This window comes from Microbaculum mangrovi (genome assembly GCF_051390635.1).
Classification (GTDB): domain Bacteria; phylum Pseudomonadota; class Alphaproteobacteria; order Rhizobiales; family Tepidamorphaceae; genus Microbaculum.
Genome location: NZ_JBPODT010000001.1, coordinates 257,510 through 282,388, shown reverse-complemented (window position 1 = coordinate 282,388; position 24,879 = coordinate 257,510). Strand labels below are relative to the sequence as shown.

Below are 24,879 nucleotides of genomic sequence, written 5' to 3'. Positions count from 1 at the left end.
CCGGCCGATTTCAGGTCACTGGTTGCGGACCGGTATGTCCATGTCCTCGATCGTCAGCTCCTTGACGAGCTCGGGGATGCCCCACTCGACGTCCGGGTCGACCTTGATCTTGAAGTGATACATGGACTGAAGTGCCTGATGGTCCTCCGGGCGGAACACCATCTTGCCCTTCGGTGTCTCGAATTCCATGCCTTCCATGGTCGCGATCAGGTCCTCGGTATCGGTCGAGCCGGCCTTCTTGATGGCCTCGACGACCGCGATTCCCGCCGCCATGCCGCCGGCGGTGAAGAAGTCCGGGGGCTCGTTGAAGCGGGCCTGATGCTCCTTGACCAGCCAGTCGTTGATCTCGTTCTTCGGGATCTCGTAGTAGTAGTAGGTCGCGCCTTCCATGCCGGGCAGCGCCTTGAACGCCTTCATGGCCGCCAGGATGTTGCCGCCCGTCGCGATCTCCACTCCGAAGCGGGAGGGGTCCATCGCCTTGATCTTGCCGATGGGGTTGTTGCCGCCGGCCCAGATCACGAACAGGAACTTGCGCCCGTCCTGGTCCTTCATGGCATCGAAGATGCGCTGGGCGCTCGCCGTGAAGTCCTGTGTATCCGTCGGCACGTATTCCTCGAAGACGAGTTCGGCGCCCGTGCCGTTGAGCGCTTCCTTGAAGGCGGCGACGCCGTCGCGCCCGAAGGCGTAGTCCTGGGCAAGCGTCGCGATCTTCACGCCGGGCTTGCCGAGCGCCACCGCGTTGGAGATCGCGTCCTGCGACGAGTTGCGGCCGGTGCGGAAGATGTAGCGGTTCCAGTTCTCGCCGGTGATGGAATCGGCGACGGCCGGCTCGACCAGCAGGATCTTCTCGTATTCCTCGGCGACTGGGGCCATGGCGAGCGCGACGCCGGAGGAAACCGGGCCGACCGCCAGCACCGCGTCGTCGTCGCCGAAGGCCTCGGCGAGAGCGGCCTTGCCGATATCCGGCTTCAGCTGCGTGTCCTTTTCGATGACGACGATCTTCTTGCCGTCGATCTCCATCGTTCCGTCGGTTGCGTATTCGAGGCCCATCATCAGGCCGGTATGCGACTGCTTCGCATAGGCCTCGAGCGGCCCGGTCTTGCCGTAGACGTGGGCGATGACGATGTCGTCGGCGGCTTGAGCGGCGGAGAGGCCGCCGCCGATCGTCAGGCCGCCGATTGTCAGGGTTAGTGCCGCAAGCGCGGCGGATCTGAAGGTCCCCATAGTTTCCTCCCGGTTGGTGCGGCCGTCCGGGGCGCGGACAGACCGCCAAGGTTCGCGTCCGGATCGCCTCTCAAGGAGGGACGGAACGAAGGTTTCGCACGCTTTCTTGACAGTATTATGAGACATGAATCAGTCGTCATGTCAACGTGCCGCAATTCCGTTTCCGTGCGGGCGATGAGTTGGGCGAAAATCCGGGAAAGGGCGTCCTTTTGACGCCCGGGCAGCGGCTATTGGGCCTTGAAGGCCCGGCGTACGATCGTCGGACAGCCGACAGGACGATCGTGGTGCCTTCGCTCGAGTTGCTCTTGCCTTTCTTCGTCGCAGCGGCGGTTTTTGCCTGCGTGCCCGGTCCGGGCATGTTTTATGCCGCTGCCCAAACGGTCGCTGGAGGTCGGCGCGCGGGCTGGCTTTCGGCGCTCGGGTTCCATATCGGCGGCTACGTTCACATCCTGGTGGCGGCCTTCGGGCTGGCAATCGTGCTGAAGACTGTTCCAGCGCTCCATCTGGCGGTGAAGCTTGTGGGAGCGGCTTACCTGATCTGGATCGGCATCCGGTATTTCCGAGGCTCCGGACAGCGTTCGGTCCGACCGGTCGCGGATGCGCTCCCGGCGGCGCGAAAGGCGTTTCGGGACAGTATCCTGGTGGAAGTCCTGAATCCGAAGACCGCGCTGTTCTATCTGGCCTTTCTGCCGCAGTTCACGGATGGTTCGGCGTCGCTTCCCCTCTGGGCGCAGATCGTCGCTCTGGGGGCGGTGGTCAACGTCCTGTTTTCGCTGACCGATGCGGTTTGTATCGTGCTGTCGGACACCGTGACCAGGCGGCTGACCGAAGACGGGCACGCACGGCGTTGGGCGGAGCGCCTCGGCGGCAGCGTTTTTATCGCTTTCGGGATCAACCTGGCGATCTCGCGTCAGTAAGCGAGAAATGCATGGGACACGCCGTCCCGTCAGGCGCCGAGCCAGTCGCCGTCGACCTCGGGCAGCGGGATCGCGGCTTTCAGTTCCGCCGTGTAGGGATGCTCGGGGTGTTCGAACAGCGGGCCGGTCGGACGGTTTTCAAGCACCTCGCCATGGCGCAGTACCACCACGCGGTCACAGAGACGGCGGACGACCGAAAGGTCGTGGCTGATGAAGACGATGGTCAGCTTCATCTCGGCCTTGAGCTGGGCGAGCAGGGTCAGGATCTGGGCCTGGCTGGACACGTCGAGGCCGGAAACGATCTCGTCGGCCAGGACGAAGCGCGGCTTCGTCGCGATCGCGCGGGCGATGCCGACGCGCTGGCGCTGACCGCCCGAAAGTTCATGCGGGTAGCGCGTGGCGAAGGCCGTCGGCAGGCCGACGTGATCGAGCGCTTCCTCGGCCAGTCTCCGCGCCTCGCGACGGCCCTTGGCGAGGCCGTGCAGCATCAGCGGACGGCCGATGATGGTGCCGATCGTCAGCCGCGGATTGAGCGCCGACAGGGGATCCTGGAAAATCACCTGGAGGTCGCGCCGGTAGGGGCGCAACGCCGCGTCGTCGAGATGGGTGATGTCGGTGCCGGCGAAGCGGATCGAGCCTGCGACGGGTTCGAGCAGGCGCACCAGAGCGCGCCCGAGCGTCGACTTTCCGGAGCCGGATTCGCCGACGACGCCGACCACCGTGCCTTCCTCGATCGTCAGGTCGATGCCGTGCAGGATCTCGACCATCGGCATCTGGCCCAGCAGCGTCTTCCGGTTCGGATCGGGGAGGGCGATCTTGACCCCTTCCACCTCGAACAGCGCCGTCATCGACCCGCCCTCCAGGTCGCATCCGCCGTGGCGATCTCGGCGCGCGTCGCCTCGATCACGGCGGCGGGTACCGGCACCAGCGATTCTTCAGGCCGGTCGTAGCGCGGCGTCGCGGCGATGAGCGCCCTGGTGTAGGCGTGGCGCGGGTTGGCGAACAGGCCCTTCACGTCGGTATCCTCGACCACCATGCCGCCGTAGAGCACCGTGACGTTCTGGCATATCTTGGCGACAACGCCGAGATCGTGGGTGACGAACAGGAGCGCGGTCTGATGGCGGGCCTGCATCTCGGCGATCAGCCGCAGGATCTGCTTCTGGACCGTCACGTCGAGGGCGGTCGTCGGCTCGTCGGCGACAATCAGCCTGGGTTCGGCGGCGAAGGCGGCGGCGATCAGCACGCGCTGGCGCATGCCGCCCGAGAGCTGGTGCGGATAGGCCTTCAGCACCCGTTCGGGGTCGCGGATATGCACTTCGTCGAGCAGTGTGCGGGCGCGCTCGCGGGCATCGGCTTTCGAGAACCCGAGGATCTTGGTCAGCCGGTCGGTGATCTGGTTTTCGATGCGGCGCACCGGATTGAGCGCGGTCAACGGATCCTGCGGGATCAGCGCCGAGGTGCGGGCGATCACCCTGCGCCGTGCCGATTCCGGCAGCGCGAGCAGGTCCTCGCCGCCGAGCGTCACCTTGCCTTCGACGATTTCGACGGCGCGCGGCAGGATGTCGAAGATCGTCTTGCCGATCATCGACTTGCCGGCGCCGCTCTCGCCGACGAGGCCGCGCACCTCGCCGGGCTTGACGTGCAGCCCGACGGACCGCAGCAGCCGCTGCGCCGGCTGATGCTTCAGGACGATGCTCAGATCGTCGATGTCGAGATAGGCGTTCCCGTCCATCGCAGGGCTCATCTCAGCACCGGATCGAAGCGGTCCTTGAGGCCTTCGCCGAATTGCGAGAAGGCAAGGACGGTGAGGAACAGGGCGATCAGCGGGAAGACCAGAACCCACCAGGCGAAATGGATGATGGTGCGGCCTTCCGCGATCATGCCGCCCCAGGTCGGGTCGTCGGTCGAGATCGACAGGTTCACGAAGGACAGGATCGCCTCGACGATGACGGCGATGCCCATTTCCAGCGACAGGAGGGCGACGATGGTCGGCAGCACGTTCGGGAACACCTCGCGCGCCAGGATGGAAAGGCGCGAGAAGCCGGCCGCCCGGGCGCTGTCGATGTAGTCCATGCGCGTCTGTACCAGCGTCTCGGCGCGCACGACGCGGCAGAAGCGGATCCAGTCGATGACCGCGATCGCGATTATCACCGAATGGAGACCGGTGCCGAGCACCGCCACCAGCAGGATCGAGAACAGGACCGGCGGGAAAGACATCCAGATGTCGACGATGCGCGAGACGATCTGGTCGACCCAGCCGCGGTAGTAGCCGGCGATCAGGCCCATGAACGAGCCGAACACGCACGCCGCCGTGGCGGCGACGAAGGCGACGGTCAGCGCGATGCGTGCGCCGTAGATGATGCGCGAGAGCACATCGCGGCCGAGCCCGTCGGTGCCGAGGATAAAGCCGGGCTCCGACCCCGAGACCCAGACCGGTGGCAGCCGTTCCAGCAACAGGTCCTGGGCGAGGGGATCGTGCGGGGCGATCAGCGGCGCGAAGACCGCGCAGACGATGACGATCGTGAGCCAGCCGCCCGACAGGATCAGCCGCCACGACAGGGGCCTGCGATGCCGGATCGCCGCCTCAGCCATGACGCAGCCTCGGATTGAGCAGGGTGTAGAGCAGGTCCACCGCGAGATTGATGCCGACGAAGATGACGGCGAACAACAGCACGATGCCCTGGATCAGTGGCAGGTCGCGGTTGATGACCGCGTCGATGGCGAGATTGCCGAGCCCCTCGTAGGAGAACAGCCGCTCGATGATGACGGTGCCGCCGATCAGGAACGTGAGCTGGACGCCGGTCAGCGTCAGCGTCGGCAGCAGGGCGTTGCGGAACGCCTCGTTGGTGATGACGTGGCCCTCGGTGAAGCCCTTGGTGCGCGCCAGCATCACGTAGTCCTGGTTCATGGTCTCCTTGAGCGAAACCTTGAGAAGCTGGGCGATGACGGCGGCCAGCGGCAGCGCCAGCGCGAGGGCCGGCATGAACATGTGGTCGATCAGGTCGAGCGTGATGTCGAGGCGCAGCCGGACGATGCTCTCGATCAGATAGAACTGGGTGACGAAGGGCAGGTCGAGCGAGGGCGAAACGCGCCCCGAGATCTCGAAGACCGGCCAGGCGACGCCAAGCAACAGGATCAGCGCCAGGCCCCACAGGAAATCCGGCACCGAAAGGGCTATGCCGTTGATGAGGTCGATCCCCGTCTCGAGCGGGCTTTCGCGATACCGGGTGGCGGTGAATGCCAGGAAGCCGCCGAACACGATGGCGATCGTCATCGCCAGGAAGCTCAGCTCCAGCGTCGCGGGAAGCCGGTTCAGCACGATCCGGGCGACGGGCTGGCGGATCGAGATCGACGTGCCGAAGTCGCCGTGCAGCACGTTGCCGAGCCAGATGAAGAACTGTTCGACGACGGATTTGTCGAGACCGTAGAGCGCCCTGAGCCGGGCGATGTCCTCATCGCTTGCGCCGGGCGGCAGCATCATCGCGATGGGATCGCCGGGGGCGATGCGGATGACGACGAAGACGATGACGGCGACCCCGAACAGGGTGATCGCCGTCATCACAGCTCGCGTCAGAATGGCGCGAAGGGCGGTCATGCGATGTCGCAGTGCTCCATGTCCGCCCCCGCAGTGCTACCTGGTCAGCCGGCGGGCTTCATCAGATAGGGCAGCACGGCGCCGGACACGTTGGGCGTGACCGAGACCTTGTCGGAAAAGACGATCGGCTGGACGTACTGCAGAAGCGGAATGGACAGTCCTTCCTCGGCGATCTTCTTGTCGACCAGCCTGTAGCCGGCGATGCGCTTCTCCTCGTCGGGCTCGCCCCAGAGCGGGCCGATCATGTCGATCATCTCTTGGCCGTCCCAGACCGAGTGGGGCGAGGGGCCGAACATGGCGAAGCCGGTCGAGGTGGCCGGGTCGCCGATCGCGTTGCCCCAGTTGTAGAAGGCGGCCGGGGCGAGGGTGTCGGCGGCGCGCAGCTCGTAGTGCTTGGCGATCTCGTAGACCTCGATCTCCGCCTCGATGCCGACCTTGCGCCACATGCCGACGATCGCCTGGATCATCTCGTAGTCCTTCGGCTTGAAGCCGCGCGTGGTCTGGATCTTGAAATTGACCGGGTTGTCGGTCGAGTAGCCGCTGGCCTTCAACAGCTCCTTGGCCTTCTCCGGATCGTAGGGCACCGTGGTTGTCGGATCGAAGGCGGCGTATTCCGGCGTCTGCAGGGTGTCGATCTTGACGCCGTAGCCGTTCAGCAGGCGGTCGATCAGCAATTGCTTGTCGATCGCGTAGCTCGCCGCGAGGCGGACGTTCCGGTCGGTCATCGGTTCGACGTCGTTGATGAAGATCATCGCGATGTCGGAGGTCGGGGTGGTGACGCCCGTCAGCCCCGGCTTCGCCTTGAGGCGGTCGAACTCGTCATAGGTGATGTCGAAGACGACCTGGCTCTTGCCGGAATCGATCTCGGCGACACGGCTGGAGGCGTCGGGCACGAACTTGATGATTACCGACTTGAAGGCCGCCGGCCCGCCCCAGTAGCCCTCGTGGGCCTTCAGGGCGAGGTAGGCGTTGCGCTCGAAGCGCTCGACCATATAGGGACCGGAGCCGATCGGTTTCTGCTCGAACCCGTCCGCCCCGACCTTCTCGTAATAGGCCTTGGGCATGACGTAGCCGGTCAGGAAGGCCATCCACTTGAACAGGGTCGGCTCGAACTCCTTGACGTCGGCGGTTACGACGTTGCCGTCGATCGAGAAGCCGCCGATCTTGCCCCAGACGAACTGGATCGGGTTGCCGGTCTCCGGATTGCCGGCCCGCTCCAGCGACCACACGACGTCTTCCGGCGTGACCGGCGAGCCGTCGTGCCAGGTGGCGCCCGAGCGCACGGTCATATGGACCTTGGTGCGGTCGTCGTTCCAGCCCCAGTCGGTCAGGATGCCCGGCTGGAAGGACAGGTCGGGCTTCTGGCCGATATACATGTCGAAGATCGACTGGTAGATGCCCTGGATCGTCGGGTTCACCGCCGACGGGCCGACAGTCGGATCAAAGGACGGCAGGTTGACGTTGTAGGCGATCGTCAGGTCGCTCGTCTGTGCGAGCGCGCTCGACAGATAGGGCCCGGTGGACAGCAGGGCGGCGCCGGCAGCGCCGCGTTTCATCAGATCACGTCTTGTAAGCGGCATTCTTCTCTCCCTTGTCGGCGCGGCCGCGGCCGCCCGTTTAACTCCGCAACTTTGTCCCCGAGGTCCGGTGACGGTTACTGTTCCCCAATTGTTTCAAGATTAGAGATATGCAAGTGCATAGGTCAAGCGGCTACCAATCCCAATTCTCAGCCGCCACCGAGCATTTTCGCAAGCATGAATCCGGAGCCGGCGCCTGCGCCTCCGCCGGGCCACGTGGCGGCGCCGACCATGTAGAGGTTGTCGACCGGCGTCCGGTACTTGGCCCAGCCCGGAACAGGGCGGAACACGAAGTTCTGGCTTAGATGGTGGCTGCCGCCGCCGCTGTCGCCGCCGACGAGGTTGGGGTTGCGGCGCTCGAGATCGGCCGGCGTTTCGACATGGCGGCCAAGGATCTTGCCCTTGGTGCCGGGCGCGTAGCGCTCGATGATATCGACAACGCGGTCGGCGTATGGCTCGGCGACGGCCTCCCAGTCGCGATCCGTGATGGTGCCCGCCGCGTCGCCGCGAATGTTCGCTGGCAGGGCGCGCACCTGCACCCAAAGGGTATGCTTTCCCTCCGGCGCGCGGCTGGGATCGATCGCCGTCTGCTGCCCGACGACGAGCAGCGGTTCAGCCGGCAGATCGCCCGCAAGGGCGGAGGAATAGGCCCGTCCCATCATGTCCAGATCCGGGGCCAGATGGACGTAGAGAAACCGCCTCAGGTCCTCGCTCGCCGACCAGTCCGGCAGATCGGACATGGCCAGGTGAACCATCATGGTTCCGGGGCCGTGGCGGAATTTGTGTGCCGATGCATCGAATGCCGCATTGCCGGTGCCGCCGTCGAGAAGCGTCCCGACGAGCGCCCGCGGCATGACGCCGGCGACGATTGCCTTGCGGGCGCGAACGACCTTGCCGTCGGCGAGAACGATCGCATCGGCGCGGCCGGAAGTTCGTTTTATGTCAGTGACTTCCGCATTCGTCATCACGGTGCCGCCGAGCGATTCCAGGAGCGATACCATCGCCTTGATCATGGTATCGGCCCCGCCCTGGCCGATCACCATGCCGAAGCTCTGGTCGGCCATGCTTTCCAGGTAGGGGAACAGCGCACCGCCGGCGACGTCGGGGCCGAAGTCGAGATGCATGCCCCATGCGGCCATCGCCGCGCGGATTTCCTCGGATTCGAAGTTCGCTTCGAGGAATTCTCGCGGCGAGGAACTGAGCATCTTGGCGGTGTCGAGCATCCAGCCCAGGCCTTTCCCACGCCAGGCATTCCAGCCCGTCTTGAGCAGGGATGACGCCGTCATCGGCGAGCCGAGCAGGGAGAACAGGTGAGGCGCGTCGCCGCCGAACTCGGCGAGCATCGAGCGCCAGCGTGCCGCATCCGCCTTGGAAAGCCTTTCGGCGCGCGTGACGGTCTGGTCCAGATCCTTGGAGACGCCGAACCAGGAGCCCGACGGTGTCGGGCTCGCAAAGCAATGCTCGGCCGGGGCGTAGGCGAGGCCGTGCTTAGCCAGTTGGTCGCCATATTGGCCATGAAAGGCGGAGCCGGCGAACAGCCCGAGATTGGTGGCGTAGAGGTCGTGCCGGAAGCCGGGAAGGGTGACTTCGTCGGTGCGAATCGCGCCGCCCGCCCTGTCGCCTTTTTCGAAAACGCCGACAGACCATCCGCGGGTCGCCAGATGTATGGCGGCGGCGAGCGCGTTGTGGCCCGCGCCGATGAATACGGCGTCGAATTCCATGCGCCTTATCAACTCCCTCTGGCCGGCAATTTTGCTCTTATTCGTGGCGTTTGTGTCGGTCGCCATCTGTTGTGGAGGAGTTTATTTCAACGTTAGACATTTGCAAATGCATAATTCCGGACTAATCTGGCCGTGACATATCGAGCGGGGGCAAGGCCCCGCGAGACGGAAACCGAGGCTCAATTGGGGCGCAGACCCCGGGAGGATTTGCAATCATGTCATCTACCGACACGCTCGCTAAACTGGGTTCCATGCTCGTGTCCGGCGCCGTCGAGGTCGTGGACCTTGCCGTTCCGCTTGGTCCGGATACGCCGCTGATCCAGCTGCCGGACATTTTCCAGCAGACACCGCAGGTGAAGGTGCACGAGATCTCGCACTACGACGACGCCGGTCCGTTCTGGGCGTGGAGCTGGTACGAGCTGGGCGAGCATTCGGGCACGCATTTCGATGCCCCGATCCACTGGGTCACCGGCAAGGACCATCCGGACGGCAAGACCGACACGATCCCGGTGAAGAATTTCGTTGCCCCGGTGAACGTCATCGACTGCTCCAAGCAGACGGCCGAGAACGTGGACTTCCTGCTGACCGCCGACATGGTCAAGGAATGGGAAGCCGAGCACGGCGAGATCGAGGCTGGCAGCTGGGTGCTGATGCGCACCGACTGGTGGCCGCGCAACCGCAGCCGGGACGAGTTCCTCAACGCCGACGAGAACGGCCCGCATTCGCCCGGACCGACGGTCGACTGCGTCGAGTACATCATCTCGAAAGGCATCGTCGGCTGGGGCACCGAGACGGTCGGCACCGATGCCGGCGCGGCCGGCGGGTTCGAGCCGCCCTATCCGGCGCACAACCTGCTGCACAAGAACAACCGCTACGGGCTCGCCAGCCTCGCCCATCTCGACAAGCTGCCGCCGAAGGGTGCCGTCCTGATCGCCGCGCCGCTGAAGTTCGTCGGCGGCACGGGCAGCCCGATCCGGGCGCTGGCGCTCGTCCCCAAGGGCTGAGTTAGCGGGGGCAGGGTCGGCAAGATGGCCGTCGCACCGGACTATATCGTTGTCGGGTCGGGGATTAATGGCCTCGTCTGTGCCGCGCTGCTGGGTCAGCGCGGCAAGACGGTCCTTGTCCTGGAACGCGAGGATGTCGCCGGTGGCTGCATCAAGTCGGGCGAGATCACCGCGCCCGGCTATACCCACGACCTGATGGCGGCGACCTTCGTGCTGTTCATCACGTCGCCGGCATTCGGCAAGCTCGGAGCCGATCTTGCCCGACACGGGCTCGACTTCGCCCATACGTCGCGCCCGACCGGGGTCGTCACCCCGGACGGGCGCAGTCTGGTTCTGACCACGGATCGGGCGGCGAACGTCGCCCGGTTCAACGACCTCAGCCCGGGCGACGGCGACCGTTACCGCGCCGAGGTGGAAGCCGTCGAGCGCGACGCCGAACTGGTGTTCGGCCTGCTCGGCGGAGCGCTGTGGTCGTGGGGCACGTTCAAGCTGCTGTTCCGGGAGATGCGGCGGCGCGGACTTCGCGGGCTCGCGGCGCGGCTCGGCGAAGGGCTTCGCCCCGGCCGGGGATGGCTGGAGACGCGGTTTAAGTCCGATCTGCTCAGAGGCATGCTGGCGCCGTGGGTGCTGCATGCGGGCCTGGGGCCGGAAAGCGCCTTTTCCGGCGAGATGGCCCGGGTCGTCGCCTTCGCGCTGGAAGCCGCCGGCGCGCCGATCGCCAAGGGCGGAGCGGCGAACGCGGTGAAGGCTTTCGAGGGATTGATCAGGGAGCGGCAGGGCGAGGTGCGTACGGGCGCCGACGTCGCCGAAATCCTCGTCACCGGCGGGCGCGCGAGCGGCGTGAAGCTTGCCAACGGCGAGGCGATCGAGGCCAGGCAGGGCGTCATCTGCTCGGTGACACCGACGCAGCTCTATGACCGGCTGATCCCGAGCGCGGCCGTCGATCCGGCGGCCAAGAGCCAGGCCGACGACTATCGCTATGGCAAGGGCGACATGCAGATGCACTACGCCCTCAAGAGCCCGCCGAAATGGAAGGGCCAGGGCCTGGACCAGGTCGCGCTCATCCACCTGACGCCCGGCCTGGACGGCGTGTCGAAGGCGGTCAACGAATGTGAGCGCGGCATGCTGCCGGAAGTACCGACGATCTGCGTCGGCCAGCCGCATGCGCTCGATCCCTCGCGTTGCCCGGAGGGGGCCGGGATCATCTGGATCCAGCTGCCCGAGGCTCCGCGCCATATCAAGGGCGATGCCGCCGGCAAGATCGATGTGCCCGCCGACGGCGGCTGGAGCGAGGCCGTGCGCGAGGCCTATGCCGACCGGGTCGAGGCGATCCTGAAGACCCATATCGAAGGGTTCGAGGAAAACGTCGTCGCGCGAACATGCTACTCGCCGGCCGACCTTGAAGCGATGAACATGAACCTCGTCGGCGGCGATCCGTATGGCGGCTCCTGCGCGATCGACCAGTTCTTCGTCTGGCGGCCGTTCGCCGACACCGTGAACCACAAGACACCGATCGCGGGGCTCTACCAGATCGGCGCCTCGACGCATCCGGGGCCGGGTCTCGGCGGCGGCTCGGGCTTCGCGCTCGCCGAGCGGCTCGGCTGAGGGCGGGGCGATGGAAGCGAAGCCGATGGATTTCCCGGTGGGGACCCAGGAGACCGAGAGGTTCGACCGTGTCCCCTCGCTCGGCGAGATCGGCCTCGACCACTTCGCGCCCTATCTGATCAACCGGATCTCGGCGCGCTGGAATATCGATCTGCAGGGGCAGATCAAGGTGCACGGTCTGACGACCCTGCAGATGCGCGTGCTGGCCATCCTCACCGTGATGGCGGGCAGCACGGTCAACGAGGTGGCGGTGTTCGCCGTCACCGAGCAGTCGACCATGAGCCGAACGCTCGACGGCATGGAGCGCGACGGCCTGGTTCGGCGCAGGAACAGGCGCGGCGACGCGCGCGTCCGCGAACTGCACCTGACCGAGAAGGGACGCGAGGCGTTCCGCGAGGTCTGGCCCGTGATGTACGAGTCGCTGAAGCGCATGTTCGCCGGGTTTTCGGATGCCGAGTACGAGACGCTGATCGGCCTTTTGACACGGGTCCTGCGCAACGTACGGCGGCACGATTTCTGAGCGCAGCCGCGCGCAATCGGCAGCGACAATCAAGGAGGAGAGCTCATGGCCGAGCGGTCATTTGCAAAAGAAGTCCAGCAGTTGCGCATTGGCGAGGGCCAGGAGTTCCGCGGTGAGGGCATTCTCGCCGTCACCAAGGCGCTGCTCGAGTGCGGCGTCGGCTACGTGGGCGGGTATCAGGGCGCGCCGATCTCGCACCTGATGGACGTGCTGGCCGACGCGCAGGACATTCTCGCGGAGCTGGGCGTGCATTTCGAGGCGAGTGCCTCGGAGGCGACCGCGGCGGCGACGCTGGCGGCCTCGGTCCACTATCCCATCCGCGGCGCCGTTACCTTCAAGTCGACGGTCGGCACCAATGTCGCCTCCGACGCGCTCGCCAATCTGGCGTCCGGCGGGGTCAACGGCGGTGCCCTGATCATCGTCGGCGAGGACTACGGCGAGGGCGCCTCCATCATGCAGGAGCGCAGCCATGCATTTGCGATGAAATCGCAGATCTGGCTGCTCGATCCCCGGCCGAACCTCGAGATGATCGTCAAATCGGTGCGCGAGGGCTTCGAGCTGTCGGAAGCCTCGAACACGCCGGTGATGCTGGAGATGCGCATCCGCGCCTGCCACGTGCACGGCCGGTTCAAGGCCCGCGACAACCGCAAGCCCGAGATGTCGCTCGCCGAGGCGCTGGAGAATCCGCAGCGCGACATCAGCCGCATCGTGCTGCCGCCCGCCTCCTTCCAGCACGAGAAGGAAAAGATCGACAAACGCTGGCCGGCGGCGGTGAAGTTCATCCGCGAGCGCGGCCTGAACGAGTTCTTCGGGCCGAAGGAGGCCAAGAAGGGCGGCAATGTCGGCATCGTCCTGCAGGGCGGCATGTACAACGGCGTCATCCGCGCGCTGCAGCGGCTGGGCCTTGCCGATATCCGCGGCAATACCGACGTGCCGCTGTACGTGCTCAACGTCACCTATCCGCTGATCGACGAGGAATTCCTGGCGTTCGCCAAGGACAAGGACGCCGTGCTCGTCATCGAGGAGGGCCAGCCGAACCATATCGAGCAGGCGTTCGGGGCGATGCTGCACAAGGCCGGCATCGAGACGAAACTGCGCGGCAAGGACCCGTTCCCGATGGCCGGAGAATATACCGGCGCGGTGATGCTGAGCTCGATCCGCGAGTTCCTGCGCGACCATGCCGGCGGCCTGCTCGGGGACAAGGATCGCGCGCCGAACGAGCCCGAGGCCCCGCTCGTGCCCGATCTGTCCAAGGCGGTGCCACCGCGCCCGCCGGGATTCTGCACCGGGTGCCCGGAACGGCCGATCTTCGCGGCGATGAAGATGGTTCAGGAGGAGCTCGGCGAGCATCACGTCGCCGCCGATATCGGCTGCCACCTGTTCTCGATCATGCCGCCCTTCGACATCGGCGCGAGCACGATGGGCTATGGCCTGGGGCCGGCTTCGGCCTCGGCTTTCAACGTGGAGGCCAAGAAACGGCCGATCGCGGTGATGGGCGACGGCGGCTTCTGGCACAACGGCCTCAGCAGCGGCGTCACCAACGCCGTCTTCAACAAGCATGATGGCGTCATCCTGATCGTCGACAACTACTATTCGGCGGCGACCGGCGGGCAGGACATCCCGTCTTCGCGGGCGTTCAACCGGTCCCGATCGACCAAGCATCCGATCACCGATGCGGTGAAGGGCGTCGGCGCCACCTGGGTGCGCCACATCGACCGGACCTATGACGTCACCAAGATGCGCGACACGTTCCGCGAGGCGCTGACGACGTCTGAGAAGGGCCCGAAGATCATCGTCGCGTCGTCGGAATGCATGCTGAACCGGCAGCGCCGCGAGCGGCCGAAGCTGGCCAAAGCGATCGCCGGCGGCGAACGGTCCGTCAAGCCGCGCTTCGGCGTCGACGAGGACGTGTGCACGGGCGATCACGCCTGCATGCGCCTGTCGGGTTGCCCGTCCCTGTCGGTGAAGCGGCTGGACGATCCCCTGCGCGACGATCCGGTGGCATCTATTGACCAGTCCTGCGTCGCCTGCGGTAACTGCGGCGAGGTGGCCGATGCGGCCGTTCTCTGCCCGTCCTTCTACCGCGCCGACGTCATTCACAATCCGCGCCGGTGGGACCGCTTCATCGGCCGCCTGCGCGCCAATTTTAGGAAACGGCTGCAGCGTCGCCGCGACGCGGGCCGGCTCTCATTCGGATTCAAGGTGGCCTGACAAATGCCTGCAGCGGTTTCGGAAAAAGACGAGATCATCAAAATCGCCGTGCTCGCGGTCGGCGGGCAGGGTGGTGGCGTGGTCACGGACTGGATCGTCCATGTGGCCGAGGACAACGGCTGGTATGCCCAGGCGACCTCCGTTCCCGGCGTCGCCCAGCGCACCGGTGCGACGATCTATTATGTCGAGATGGTCCGGGAATGTGAGGGCACGCCGGTGCTGGCGCTGATGCCTTCGCCGGGTGACGTCGACATCGTGCTCGCCGCGGAATTGATGGAGGCGGGCCGGGCGATGCAGCGCGGCTTCGTCTCGCCGGATCGCACGACGCTGATCGCATCGACCGACCGCACGCTGGCGGTTATGGAGAAGATCGTGCCGGGCTCGGGTATCGGCGATCCCGCGCCGGTCATCGAAGCGGCCCGCGCCGCCTCGAAGCGCTTCCTCGGCACCGATCTCGACAGGGTCGCGGTCGCGAACGGCAGCGTGATCTCGGCGAGCCTGTTCGGCGCGCTCGCCGGCTCCGAGGTTCTGCCGTTCCCGAAGGAGAGTTTCGAGAAGACCGTCTCGGCCGACGGCGGCAAGCGCGGCGAGGCGAGCCTGAAGGCGTTCCGCGCCGGCTACGATGCGGTTCGCGAGAAGGGCGCCGACGGGGCGAAGGACTTTGGCAAGGAACAGGCGCCGGTGGCGAAAGCGGCGTCCGGGGACACCATTGCCGGTCCGGAGCAGGATCTGAAGACCTGGTCCGGCTTCATGGAAAGCCTGGACCTCGATTTCCCGCGCGACGCCCGTGACATGATGCGGGCGGGGCTCGAAAAGGTCGTCGACTATCAGGATATCGACTACGGGCGGGAATATCTCGACCGGATGAAGGGGATCTACGGGTTTGACGCGGCCAATGGCGGGGCGCCGAAAAGCTTCCGCTTCACCGTCGAGGCCGCGAAATATCTCGCCAACGCCATGACCTATGACGATGTTATCCGCGTCGCCGACCTGAAGACGCGGGCCACGCGCTTCGAGCGCGTCGAGACCGAGATGGGCGTTCGCGACGCTCAGGTGATGCAGGTCACCGAGTTCATGCATCCGCGCATCGAGGAGATCGCCGGCACCCTGCCGGCCGGCCTCGGCCGTTTCATCCTGAATCGGTCCCGTCTCAGGTCCACGCTCGACTATTTCGTCAACAGGGGACGGCGCGTGCGCACGGACACGATGCGCGGCTTCCTGACGCTCTATTTCCTCGGTGGCCTGCGCCGGATGCGGCGGCGGTCGCTGCGTCATGGGACCGAAATGGCCCATATCGAGGAATGGCTCGGTCGCGCCAAGGAGACGGTCGCCACGAACTACGATCTCGGCGTAGAGGTTCTGCGCTGCCGCCGTCTGATAAAAGGCTACAGCGACACCCACGAACGCGGGTTTTCCAAGTTCGACCGGGTGCTGTCGGCCTTGCCCGACCTGACCGGCCGCGACGATGGGGCCGACTGGCTGCGCCGGCTGATCGAGGCCGCGCTCAAGGACGAGAAGGGCGAAATGCTCGACGGGGCGCTGAAGACGATCAAGACGCTGTAGCGGTCTGTTCGCCACGCTATTCCCCCGACTGCCGTGATCGGTTATGCCGTCGTCGATAAAGACGAGGGAGGTAATCGTGAGCCAGTATTCCGACATCATTTCCCGCAATGGCCTGGGGCCGGCGGATATCTCCGGCGGGACGATCGCCGTCCATACCCCCATCGACGGGGCTCTGATCGCCGAGGTGCGCGAAACCTCTCCCGACCAGATGGCGGAGGTGATCGCCGCCGCCAACGAGGCGTTCCGCGCGTGGCGCGGCGTGCCGCCACCGGTGCGCGGCGAACTCGTCCGTCTGCTCGGCGAGGAACTGCGGGCGGCCAAGGAGGCGCTTGGCGCGCTCGTCTCGCTGGAAGCGGGCAAGATCGTCTCGGAGGGCCTGGGCGAGGTCCAGGAGATGATCGATATCTGCGACTTCGCCGTCGGCCTGTCGCGCCAGCTCTATGGCCTGACGATAGCCTCGGAGCGCCCAGGCCATCGGATGATGGAGACCTGGCACCCGCTCGGCGTCGCCGGCGTTATCTCGGCCTTCAACTTCCCCGTCGCCGTGTGGTCGTGGAACACGACGTTGGCGCTTGTCTGCGGTGACGCGGTGATCTGGAAGCCGTCGGAGAAGACCCCGCTCACGGCCCTGGCCTGCCAAAAGATCCTGGAGAAGGCGATGGCGCGGTTCGGCAAGGCGCCCAAGGGCCTGCATCAGGTCGTGATCGGTGGCGTGGAGGTCGGCGAGGCTTTGGTGACGTCGCCGGATGTCGCCCTTGTTTCGGCGACCGGCTCCACGCGTATGGGCCGGGCGGTGGCGCCGAAGGTCGCCGGCCGTTTCGGCAAGCTGATCCTGGAGCTTGGCGGTAACAACGCGATGATCGTCGCCCCGACCGCCGATCTCGATCTTGCCGTGCGTGCCATCACCTTCTCGGCGATCGGCACCTGCGGCCAGCGCTGCACGTCGCTGCGTCGGGTGATCGCGCACCAGAGCATCAAGGACGAACTGGTCGGAGGACTGGTGAAGGCCTATGCCTCGGCGCCGATCGGCGATCCGCTCGATGCGGGAACGCTGGTGGGCCCGCTGATCGACCAGGCCGCGCTTGACCGCATGCAGAACGCGATTGCGCGCGCGGCCAAGAGCGGCGGCACGGTGCATGGCGGCGAGCCGGTGAACGATGCGGTGCCCGGCGGCGCCTATGTTCGCCCCGCGATCATCGAGATGCCGGGTCAGACCGACGTCGTGCGCGAGGAAACCTTCGCGCCGATCCTCTACGTCATGACCTACGAAGATCTGGACGAGGCGATTGCCATGCAGAACGACGTGCCGCAGGGCCTGTCGTCGTGTATCTTCACTAATGACGTCCGCGAGGCGGAGACATTCGTGTCGGCGGTCGGATCGGATTGCGGCATCGCCAATGTCAATATCGGCCCGTCCGGCGCCGAGATCGGCGGCGCCTTCGGTGGTGAGAAGGAGACCGGTGGCGGCCGGGAATCCGGATCCGACGCGTGGAAGGGCTACATGCGGCGGCAGACCAATACGATCAACTATTCGCGCGAGCTGCCGCTGGCGCAGGGCGTCAAGTTCGACATCTGAGGAATGCCCGAGACGGGCCGCCAGTCAGGCGGCCCGTACGGTTGAGAAGAACTTGTCGACCTCTGCCTGCAGGGAGTCCGCCTGCGTAGTCAGATCTCGGACCGCCTCGAGCACCATCTGGGCGCCGTTTCCGGTTTCCTCGGCTGCCTGCGAAACGCCACCGATATTTGCCGAAACCTCGCCCGTGCCGCTCGCGGCTTCCTGCACGTTGCGGGCGATCTCCTGGGTGGCCATTCCCTGCTCCTCGACCGCGGAGGCGATCGTGGTGGCGATCTCATTCACGCTGGAGATCGTGGAGCGGATCTTGCCGATCGCCGCTTCAGCGGCCCGGGTGGCGTCCTGAATGCCGGATATCTGCCCGGTGATCTCGCCGGTGGCGCTGGCGGTCTGGCCGGCCAGCGTCTTCACCTCGGCCGCGACGACGGCGAACCCGCGTCCGGCCTCGCCGGCGCGGGCGGCCTCGATCGTGGCGTTGAGGGCCAGAAGGTTGGTTTGTGCGGCGATGTCGTTGATGAGGTTGACGACGTTGCCGATTTTCTCTGCCGCCTGGATCAGGTCACCGATCTGCCGGGCGGCGAGCTCGGATTCCGATACCGCCTGACCCGCCGTCTCGGTCGACTGGGATACCTGCCGGGCGATCTCGGCGATGGAGGTGGCGAGTTCCTCGGACGCGGCGGCGACGGTCTGCACGTTGCTCGTGGCTTCCTCGGCGGCGGCGGCGACGGTGGCGGCCTGGTTGTTAGTCTGGCTGGCTCCGCTTGCCAGCGTCGAGGCGGTCGACTCCATCTGTTCGGCCGCGCCGCGGACCGTCGCGATGACACCGTGCATCGTCTCGTCGAAATCCGCGATGGCGGCGTCAAGCTTGCGCTGCCTCGCGGCGCGTTCCTCAATCATCGCTTCCTGATAGACGGAAATGGCGAAGTCCATGTCGAGCATCACCGCCGCGTTCAGGGCGGTAAGCACGGCCTCGAGCTTCCCCGGGTTGCGGCGGTAGGCCTTGATGGCGAGGGCGGAAAGCCTGGCCAGCACGAAATTGTAGCCGCCGATATACCAACGCGGCTCCAGGTCGATCTTGTTGTGGATCATGCCAATGACGCGCACGCCCTCGATATAAGCGTGGTCGAACCGGCCGGAGAACAGGCGGCCCCAATGGGCCGTTTGCGCCAGCTTCAGCCGCGGTTCGTCAGCGCCGACCTTACGGGCGAGTTCCGGCACGGAGCAGATATGGGCGTAGAAGCCGTCCAGGATCGGCGGCAACGCCGGCTCGACATACTTCCAGAAGTCGGCCAACAGAATGCCGGTCTCCGGACTGATTTGCATGAAGTTCAGTCGCCGATCACGATCGATTGAATTGCCGCCATGATCCGCCTGGTTAATGCGAGTGCCTGACATCAAAGTTTCCTCTTCCATATTTTTGCTTGTTTGCCGCCGTCGCGGGTTTCCGTTACGGGAAGTCGCGCGCATTCGAAATCAGAATAGTTAAACCGGCGTAAAAGGGCTGAGTTGGAATAGCCTGGCGATTTGCGGCGAGAAATTGTGAGCTGATATGAAGAAAAGGCAATTTTTAGTGCCTAAGTGATAAAGTATCGAGTCGCAAACAGCGAAAATCCGTGTTCTCGAAACGATTTGTTTACGTCGCGGCGATCGTTGCCAGTTCGGGACGATTAACGGATCGAATGCATTTTTAGCCGATTTCTCAACTAATCGTCCGACCGTTCTGCCCGTGACCTCATGGAACCGGTCGCCGGAGGCTCGCTGCCGAGACGGGGGCAATGCGGTCAATTGGTCGTGCCGAAGCACGGATCGCCCATCGCCTCGGCGGGCGATAGCTACGTCTCGATTGCGCAGGCCAACGCCTTGATCCGGATCAAGGCGACGACGGCGGATTTCCCTTTCCGTGACGACAAGCCGGGTTGGCCGGAAACAGCTAAGAAGGGGGAAATGCCGTGTCGGGGGGAGAACAACTGGTCGTCGTCATCATCGTGGCGGTCTTCGCGCTGTTCATGATCGTGCTCGCATGGGGCGATTATTCCTCGCGCGACGCGGGCGAGCACTGGGACTGATCGCCACGACGCCTTCGAGACATGAAAAAAGGCCGGTCCCTCGGGACCGGCCTATTGCTTTGCAGGCGTCTGGTCGCGCTATCAGGATGTGCGGCCCGATGCATCCGACAGGATCGCGTAGACCTTGCTCGGTTCCGACGTCAGGTACATCTGGCGCATGACGCCGTCGCGGTCGGTCCGCGAGATCTCGTCGATCAGCTGCTCGAAGCCGTCGAGATAGCGGTCGATCGCGTCGCGCAGCTCCGGGTCACGCCGATACTTGCGCCGGACCTCGTCGATCACGCCACGATCGCGCTGGGCGAACAGGCGACGGATGAAGATGTCGCGTTCGCCGCGCCTGTAACGCTCGTAGAGTTCCATGAAGGCGTTGTCGTCGATCGACCGGACGATATCGACGGCGATCGCGTTGAGCGACTCCATCATGTGGGCGGGCGATCGTTCGCTGCGCTCCTCGGTGCGCGGGGCGGCCGGTTCTGCTCCCTCTTCGGCGCGTTCGGCTCTCGCCAGGACATCCGACAGGGACCAGCGATCGGCCCCAGCCTTGCCACCGCGCTGTTCGGCGGGGGCCGGCGCGACGGCCTGTTTCGGCTGGCTGGCGGCTGCCGGTCTGGCCGGCTCCTGCCTCGGGGCCGGGGGGGGCGCCTCGACGGGCTGCTGGGCCGTGGCCGCCGGCTGGGCGAGCGTCGCCCCGCCGCCGCCGCCACTGCCGCCGGCGACACGGCGGCGCTCCGGGACGGCGACATCGAGGGTGTTGCCATGTCGGGAGACGATATCCGAAAGCTCGTTCAGAGCCTTGATCTGATCGGCGACCGCGCGGCGCATGGCGGCCGCGTTCTCCTGGGTCTCGCGCGGCAGTTCGAAGACGCCGCGCTTGAGTTCGGTACGCGTCGACTCCAGCTCCTCGGCGATGGCCTTCGCGGCCGTCCGCATTTCCTGCGAGGATTCGGAGAAGCGGCTGGTCGCCGCCTGAAGCATACCTGCGATCTCCTTGGTGACGCCCTCGAAGCCGGAGCGGACCGCCCCTGCCGCACGCTCGCCTTCCTCGCTCGCCGACAGCCGCATGTATTCGAGCTGTTCGGCGATGGTGCGCGACGAGGTGGACGCCGTGTCGGACAGCATCTGCCGGATCTCCTCGGCGGACTGGCGCAGGGAATCGAACTGCTCGGTGACGGCACGGGCCGTAAGCTGCGCCCGGTCGGAGATGCCCGAGCTCGCGGCCTCGGCGATGTTCTGAATGCCCTGGATCTCCTCGGCCACCGAACGGGTTGAGCTTATCGCCCGGTTCGACATCGCCACGGCGATGTCGTCGGCGGTCGACTGGATCCGCTCGATTTCGGACAGCAGTGTCTGGGCCGAGCTGGAGGTGCGATCGGTGACCGTGGCGGCGACTTCGTCGGCGGCACGGCGAACGGCGTCGAGCTGTTCGTAGATCGCCTTGGTGGAGGCCATGGCGCGCTGGCCCATGGCTCCGGCGAGGTCCTCGACCGATCCGTTGAGGCGTTCGAACTCGGACAGGAGGCGCTCGGAAGCATCGCGGGTCGACGACTGCAGCATCTCGCCGAGCGAGTTGGCGCGAGCCTCGGCGGCCACCAAGGTCCGCTCGATGGCCTGGGTGTAGCCGGTGATGAGACCGTCGATCTCCTGCGCCCGCGCCGTCAGGCTGGAGGCGAGGTCGTCGAGACGGGAGCGGCGGGCTTCGATCGCCTCGTCGATCTCGGCGTTGGTGCGGTCGAGGCGATCGGCGGTGGTCGCCAGGTCCTTGCCCTGCGCGTCGAAGCGCTCGGCCATGCTGCCGATATCGGCGAGCACCTTCGTGGACATGTCCTCGAGCAGCCTGACCTGAGCGCCGATGCGGTCGCTGGTCTCGCCGGCGTCGGCGGAGACGGCGGCGACGGCGGAGCGGAACTCGTCGACACGATCGCTGAGCGTCGCCTCGATGGTCGACAGGTTGTCGCTGGCCCCGGTAAGGACGGAGCGCAGCAGCGTGTTGGAGTCGCCCAGACGCTCGAGGATTGCCTCGATATTGGTGGTCAGCGACGCATTGGTCTCGGAAATCTCCTCGACGATCTTGCGTCCACGCGATTCCAGCGCGTCATAGGCGTGCTGGCCGCTCTCGGAGATCGCCCTGGTCACCTCAAGGCCTTCCTGGGCGATCTGCTTGGTGATCTCGCCGCCCTTGGCGGACAGCACGCGCGTTACCGTCTCGGTCGCGGAGCCGATGACCTCCTCGATATCGCCGGATCGGCTGGCGATCTCGTTGATCAGGCGGCCACCGCGCACGACCAGGGTTTCCTCGATCTCGCCGACCCGCGAGGCCAGCTGATCGTTGATCTCGCCGGAGCGGGTGCTCAACGTCTCGTTGATGCTTTCCGCACGGCTTGAGAGCATCCGCTCGATCTCGGTCGCCTTGGCGGACAGCTGTTCGCTGATTTCGCTGGTGCGGCTGCCCAGGGTCTCGTTGATGCTTTCCGCACGGCTTGAGAGGGTCCGCTCGATCTCGCTGGCGCGGCTGCCAAGCATGGCGTTGATTTCGCTGGAACGGCTGCCCAGCGTCTCGTTAAGGCTTTCCGCACCGGTCGAGAGCGTCTGCTCGATCTCGCTGGTCCGGTTGCCGAGCATGGCGTTGATTTCGCTGTAGCGGCCGCCCAGCGCCTCGTTGATGCTTACCGCACGGGTCGAGAGGGTCTGCTCGATCTCGTTGGCGCGGGCGCCGAGCGAGGCGTTGATTTCGCTGGAGCGGGTGCTCAACGTCTCGTTGATGCTTTCCGCACGGCTTGAGAGCGTTTCCTCGATCTCCTTCGCCCGCTCGCCGAGCACCGTGTTGATCTCATCGGTGCGGCTGCCCAGCGATTCATTGATACGCGCAGCACGGATCGTGAGCGTGCGCTCGATCTCGTTGGCGCGGTCGCCCAGCATGGTGTTGATTTCGCTGGTGCGGCTGCCCAACACCTCGTTGATGCTGTCGGCGCGGGTCGACAGCGTTTGCTCGATCTCGTTGCCCCGGGCGCCAAGCGTGATGTTGATTTCGTTGGCGCGCGTCTCGAGTGTCTCGCCGAGCTGTCTGGTCTGGCGCGTGAACGCGGACTCGACCGTTTCGACGCTTCTTTCCAGCGTCTTCTCCAGGACGTTGCTCTTTTCGACGAGCGTCGTGGAGATATCGCCAAGGCGCTTGCCGAGCATGCCGTCGATGTCCGAGGCGCGGTCGGCGACGGAGCGCACGAAGGCGTCGGTTCGGTTCGACAGGGTCTGCTCGATGGCGCCGCTGCGCTCTTCCAGCACGGAACCGAAGGTCTCCAGACGGCTGTCAAGAGCGGACGTCAGCGCTTCGCCGCGCGTAATCAGGGTCTCGGTGATCTCGGCAGAACGGTTCGAGAGGATCTCGTTGAGGTCCGCCGAACGGTGGTCGAGCAGCTCGGAAATCTCCGTGGAGCGGAACGCAAGCTTGTCGACAAGCTCGCTGCCCTTGACGGACAGCGTGTGGTCGACGTCGGCAACCGTCCGCCGCAAGCTCTCCTCGACCTCCTCGGTGCGGCCGCTCATGGCCTCCAGAAGCTTCTGCGAGGACGTATTGAGGTTTTCGCTGACCTGCGCGCTGCGCTGGGCGATGGCGCGGGCGACTTCGGCGCCGGCGGTGCCCAACTGCTCCGAATAGTCGGCCGTGCGGCGCACGATTTCCTCGGTAAATGCCGCTCCGGCTGCTGCCAGGCGCTCGGTCAGCTCGGCGCCGCGGTTGTTGACGGTATCTTCGATCGTCTTGCTGGTCTCGTCGAGGCGCGAGGTCAGAGCGTTGCCGCTCGAGGCAATGGTCTCGGAAATCTGCTCGCCGACCGTCGACAGGCGGTCGGTGACCTCGGCGCCGCGCTGCACCAGCGTGTGCGAGAGCTGATTGCCCGTCTCGCTGAGGCGGTGCGTCACTTCTGCGCTGCGGTCGGTCAGCGAATGGATCAGCGAATGGCCTGTGGAGGCCAGCGTCTCGTTGATGGCATTGCCGCGATCCGACAGATCCTGGACGATCTCCATGCCGGTGCGTCCGAACGCCTCGTTCACCTCGCGACCGCGCTGGTCGAGGGTGATCGTGACCATTTCGCTGGCTTCGGTGAGCGTCTGGGCGACGTCGGTGCCGGTCTGCGACAGCCGGCGGACGAATTCGTCGCCGTGGGTGGTGAGCGTTGATATGAGGTTGTCGCCGGAGGCGGTCAGCGCATCCGTCATCTCGTCGCCGCGGCGGGTGAGGGCCTCGGTGACGCGATCACCGGCCGCCGAAACGGATCCGGTGATGCGATCGCCGGCGCTGGCCAGGTCCTGGGACAGGTTCTCGTGGGCCCCGGCAATGGCGCCGCGCAGCCGGTCGGCGTTGTTGAGAAGCGCTTCGCGCTCGTTCGACATCTGGTCGATGAGGGAGCGGATACGGATCTCGTTCTCGTGGTAGGCGCGCTCCAGCGAGGACACTTCGCCGTGGATCAGCGCCTCGAGCTCGCCGGCGCGCGCCAGCGCCCGCTCGACCCCGTCGCCCATGGCGGCGACTTCGCGGCGGATGGCCTGGCCGACGGTCAGGACCGCCTCCTTGGCGACGCCTTCGGGTTCGGCGAGCTTGATGGCGGCTTCGGTGAGCGAGCGGCTGGCGAGGCGGAGGTCCTGGGCCCGCCAGATCATCGCTGCGGAAGCGAAGAACAACAGAACCGGGATCGCGATCGCGGCCCAGACCAGCACGATGCCGGGATCGGAGCGGACGAGGTCGGGATCGGTCAGCGAGAAGAGCGAGGATCCGTAGAGCCCGTAGCCGATGGCGCCGCAGGCGGCGACCCACAGGAGCGAGACGATGCCCGCGACCCAGAACGGGGTGCGCGGCGCCTTGCGCTGCATCGAATAGACGATGTGGCCGAGCGTCGGACGATCGTCATTGGCCGGGCGACGGGAGTCGTTGGCCGCCGCTTCGCCGGGACGTCCCGGGCTGCGCTGGCGTCCGTCCGGAGCATCCTTGGCGCCTTTGCGGGACGGCTGCTCGCGCGCTGCCTCGACAACGCGTTCGACGGCGCGGTTGACCGACTCGGTCGCTTTCTCCGCGCCATCGGCGTCATTCGAGAGCGCATCCGCCAGCGCCTGATCGTCGCCGTTGAGCGAAAGCGCTTCTTCCACGGCCGAAAGGGCCGCTTCTGCCGCGTCGCGTGTCTTTGGGGATTGTTTAGCCATGGTCCAACTGCCTCACGTCCGTACTCAATACCACTCGGGCGCCCGCCCGCCGCATTTTCGAGCCATCGCCCGAACCGGCGTCTGGTCTGACTTGAGGTTTCGCCCCCCAAATA

Annotated in this window: 16 protein-coding genes; 7 read left to right on the top strand and 9 right to left on the bottom strand. The window is 65.8% G+C overall.

Translation table 11 applies throughout. The annotated features are described in order from the left end of the window. Window positions 1-15 precede the first annotated feature (15 nt). The gene (locus ACSF9G_RS01350) at window positions 16-1,224 is read right to left on the bottom strand and encodes a substrate-binding domain-containing protein (RefSeq protein WP_436637466.1); all 1,209 of its coding nucleotides are present in this window, start codon (window positions 1,222-1,224) and stop codon (window positions 16-18) included. Between the two features lie 179 nt (window positions 1,225-1,403). Here ACSF9G_RS01350 and ACSF9G_RS01345 point away from each other — a divergent pair, with 179 nt between their 5' ends. After that, the gene (locus ACSF9G_RS01345; RefSeq protein ID WP_436637464.1) at window positions 1,404-2,141 is read left to right on the top strand and encodes a LysE family translocator; all 738 of its coding nucleotides are present in this window, start codon (window positions 1,404-1,406) and stop codon (window positions 2,139-2,141) included. A gap of 29 nt (window positions 2,142-2,170) precedes the next feature. On the opposite strand, the gene ACSF9G_RS01340 is transcribed toward ACSF9G_RS01345, so the two are convergent. The 6 genes from ACSF9G_RS01340 to ACSF9G_RS01315 all read right to left on the bottom strand — a co-directional run bounded on the left by ACSF9G_RS01340 (window position 2,171) and on the right by ACSF9G_RS01315 (window position 9,034). Then, window positions 2,171-2,989 carry an ATP-binding cassette domain-containing protein gene (locus tag ACSF9G_RS01340; protein ID WP_436637462.1) on the bottom strand — a complete coding sequence of 273 codons (819 nt, stop codon included), beginning with the start codon at window positions 2,987-2,989 and terminating at the stop codon, window positions 2,171-2,173. Continuing rightward, entirely contained in the window at window positions 2,986-3,873 is an 888-nt protein-coding gene (locus tag ACSF9G_RS01335) for an ABC transporter ATP-binding protein (protein ID WP_436637460.1), read from the bottom strand. The genes ACSF9G_RS01340 and ACSF9G_RS01335 overlap by 4 nt, the downstream gene beginning before the upstream one ends. Before the next feature lie 8 nt (window positions 3,874-3,881). Continuing rightward, window positions 3,882-4,733 (bottom strand): ABC transporter permease, encoded by an 852-nt coding sequence (locus tag ACSF9G_RS01330; RefSeq protein WP_436637458.1) that lies wholly within the window; start codon window positions 4,731-4,733, stop codon window positions 3,882-3,884. Then, window positions 4,726-5,736 carry an ABC transporter permease gene (locus ACSF9G_RS01325; protein WP_436637456.1) on the bottom strand — a complete coding sequence of 337 codons (1,011 nt, stop codon included), beginning with the start codon at window positions 5,734-5,736 and terminating at the stop codon, window positions 4,726-4,728. Before ACSF9G_RS01325 ends, ACSF9G_RS01330 begins: the two co-directional genes overlap by 8 nt. 44 nt (window positions 5,737-5,780) lie before the next feature. Then, on the bottom strand, window positions 5,781-7,316 hold the full coding sequence (locus ACSF9G_RS01320) for an ABC transporter substrate-binding protein (protein WP_436637454.1): 1,536 nt from the start codon (window positions 7,314-7,316) through the stop codon (window positions 5,781-5,783). Window positions 7,317-7,462: 146 nt separating this feature from the next. After that, window positions 7,463-9,034 (bottom strand): phytoene desaturase family protein, encoded by a 1,572-nt coding sequence (locus ACSF9G_RS01315; RefSeq protein WP_436637452.1) that lies wholly within the window; start codon window positions 9,032-9,034, stop codon window positions 7,463-7,465. A 215-nt stretch (window positions 9,035-9,249) separates the two neighbouring features. Between ACSF9G_RS01315 and ACSF9G_RS01310 the strand changes: the two genes are divergently transcribed. Genes ACSF9G_RS01310 through amaB form a run of 6 tightly spaced genes read left to right on the top strand, consistent with a single transcriptional unit; the run spans window position 9,250 to window position 17,513 of the window. Continuing rightward, the gene (locus ACSF9G_RS01310) at window positions 9,250-10,038 is read left to right on the top strand and encodes a cyclase family protein (RefSeq protein WP_436637450.1); all 789 of its coding nucleotides are present in this window, start codon (window positions 9,250-9,252) and stop codon (window positions 10,036-10,038) included. 24 nt (window positions 10,039-10,062) lie between these two features. Then, window positions 10,063-11,643 carry a phytoene desaturase family protein gene (locus tag ACSF9G_RS01305; RefSeq protein WP_436637448.1) on the top strand — a complete coding sequence of 527 codons (1,581 nt, stop codon included), beginning with the start codon at window positions 10,063-10,065 and terminating at the stop codon, window positions 11,641-11,643. A gap of 10 nt (window positions 11,644-11,653) precedes the next feature. Then, window positions 11,654-12,163 (top strand): MarR family winged helix-turn-helix transcriptional regulator, encoded by a 510-nt coding sequence (locus ACSF9G_RS01300; protein WP_436637446.1) that lies wholly within the window; start codon window positions 11,654-11,656, stop codon window positions 12,161-12,163. Between the two features lie 45 nt (window positions 12,164-12,208). Beyond that, a complete protein-coding gene (locus tag ACSF9G_RS01295; protein ID WP_436637444.1) occupies window positions 12,209-14,374 on the top strand; it encodes a thiamine pyrophosphate-dependent enzyme in 2,166 nt (721 codons plus the stop codon). Window positions 14,375-14,377: 3 nt separating this feature from the next. Beyond that, window positions 14,378-15,937: an indolepyruvate oxidoreductase subunit beta family protein gene (locus ACSF9G_RS01290; protein WP_436637442.1), complete on the top strand. Its 1,560-nt coding sequence runs from the start codon at window positions 14,378-14,380 to the stop codon at window positions 15,935-15,937. Window positions 15,938-15,980: 43 nt separating this feature from the next. Further along, entirely contained in the window at window positions 15,981-17,513 is a 1,533-nt protein-coding gene (gene amaB, locus ACSF9G_RS01285; RefSeq protein ID WP_436637440.1) for an L-piperidine-6-carboxylate dehydrogenase, read from the top strand. Window positions 17,514-17,537: 24 nt separating this feature from the next. Here amaB and ACSF9G_RS01280 read toward each other — a convergent pair whose 3' ends face one another. Further along, complete coding sequence (locus ACSF9G_RS01280) at window positions 17,538-18,905, bottom strand: protoglobin domain-containing protein (RefSeq protein WP_436637438.1); 1,368 nt, start codon at window positions 18,903-18,905, stop codon at window positions 17,538-17,540. Between the two features lie 752 nt (window positions 18,906-19,657). Beyond that, window positions 19,658-24,766 (bottom strand): apolipoprotein A-IV repeat region-like domain-containing protein, encoded by a 5,109-nt coding sequence (locus ACSF9G_RS01275; RefSeq protein WP_436637436.1) that lies wholly within the window; start codon window positions 24,764-24,766, stop codon window positions 19,658-19,660. Window positions 24,767-24,879: the final 113 nt, after the last annotated feature.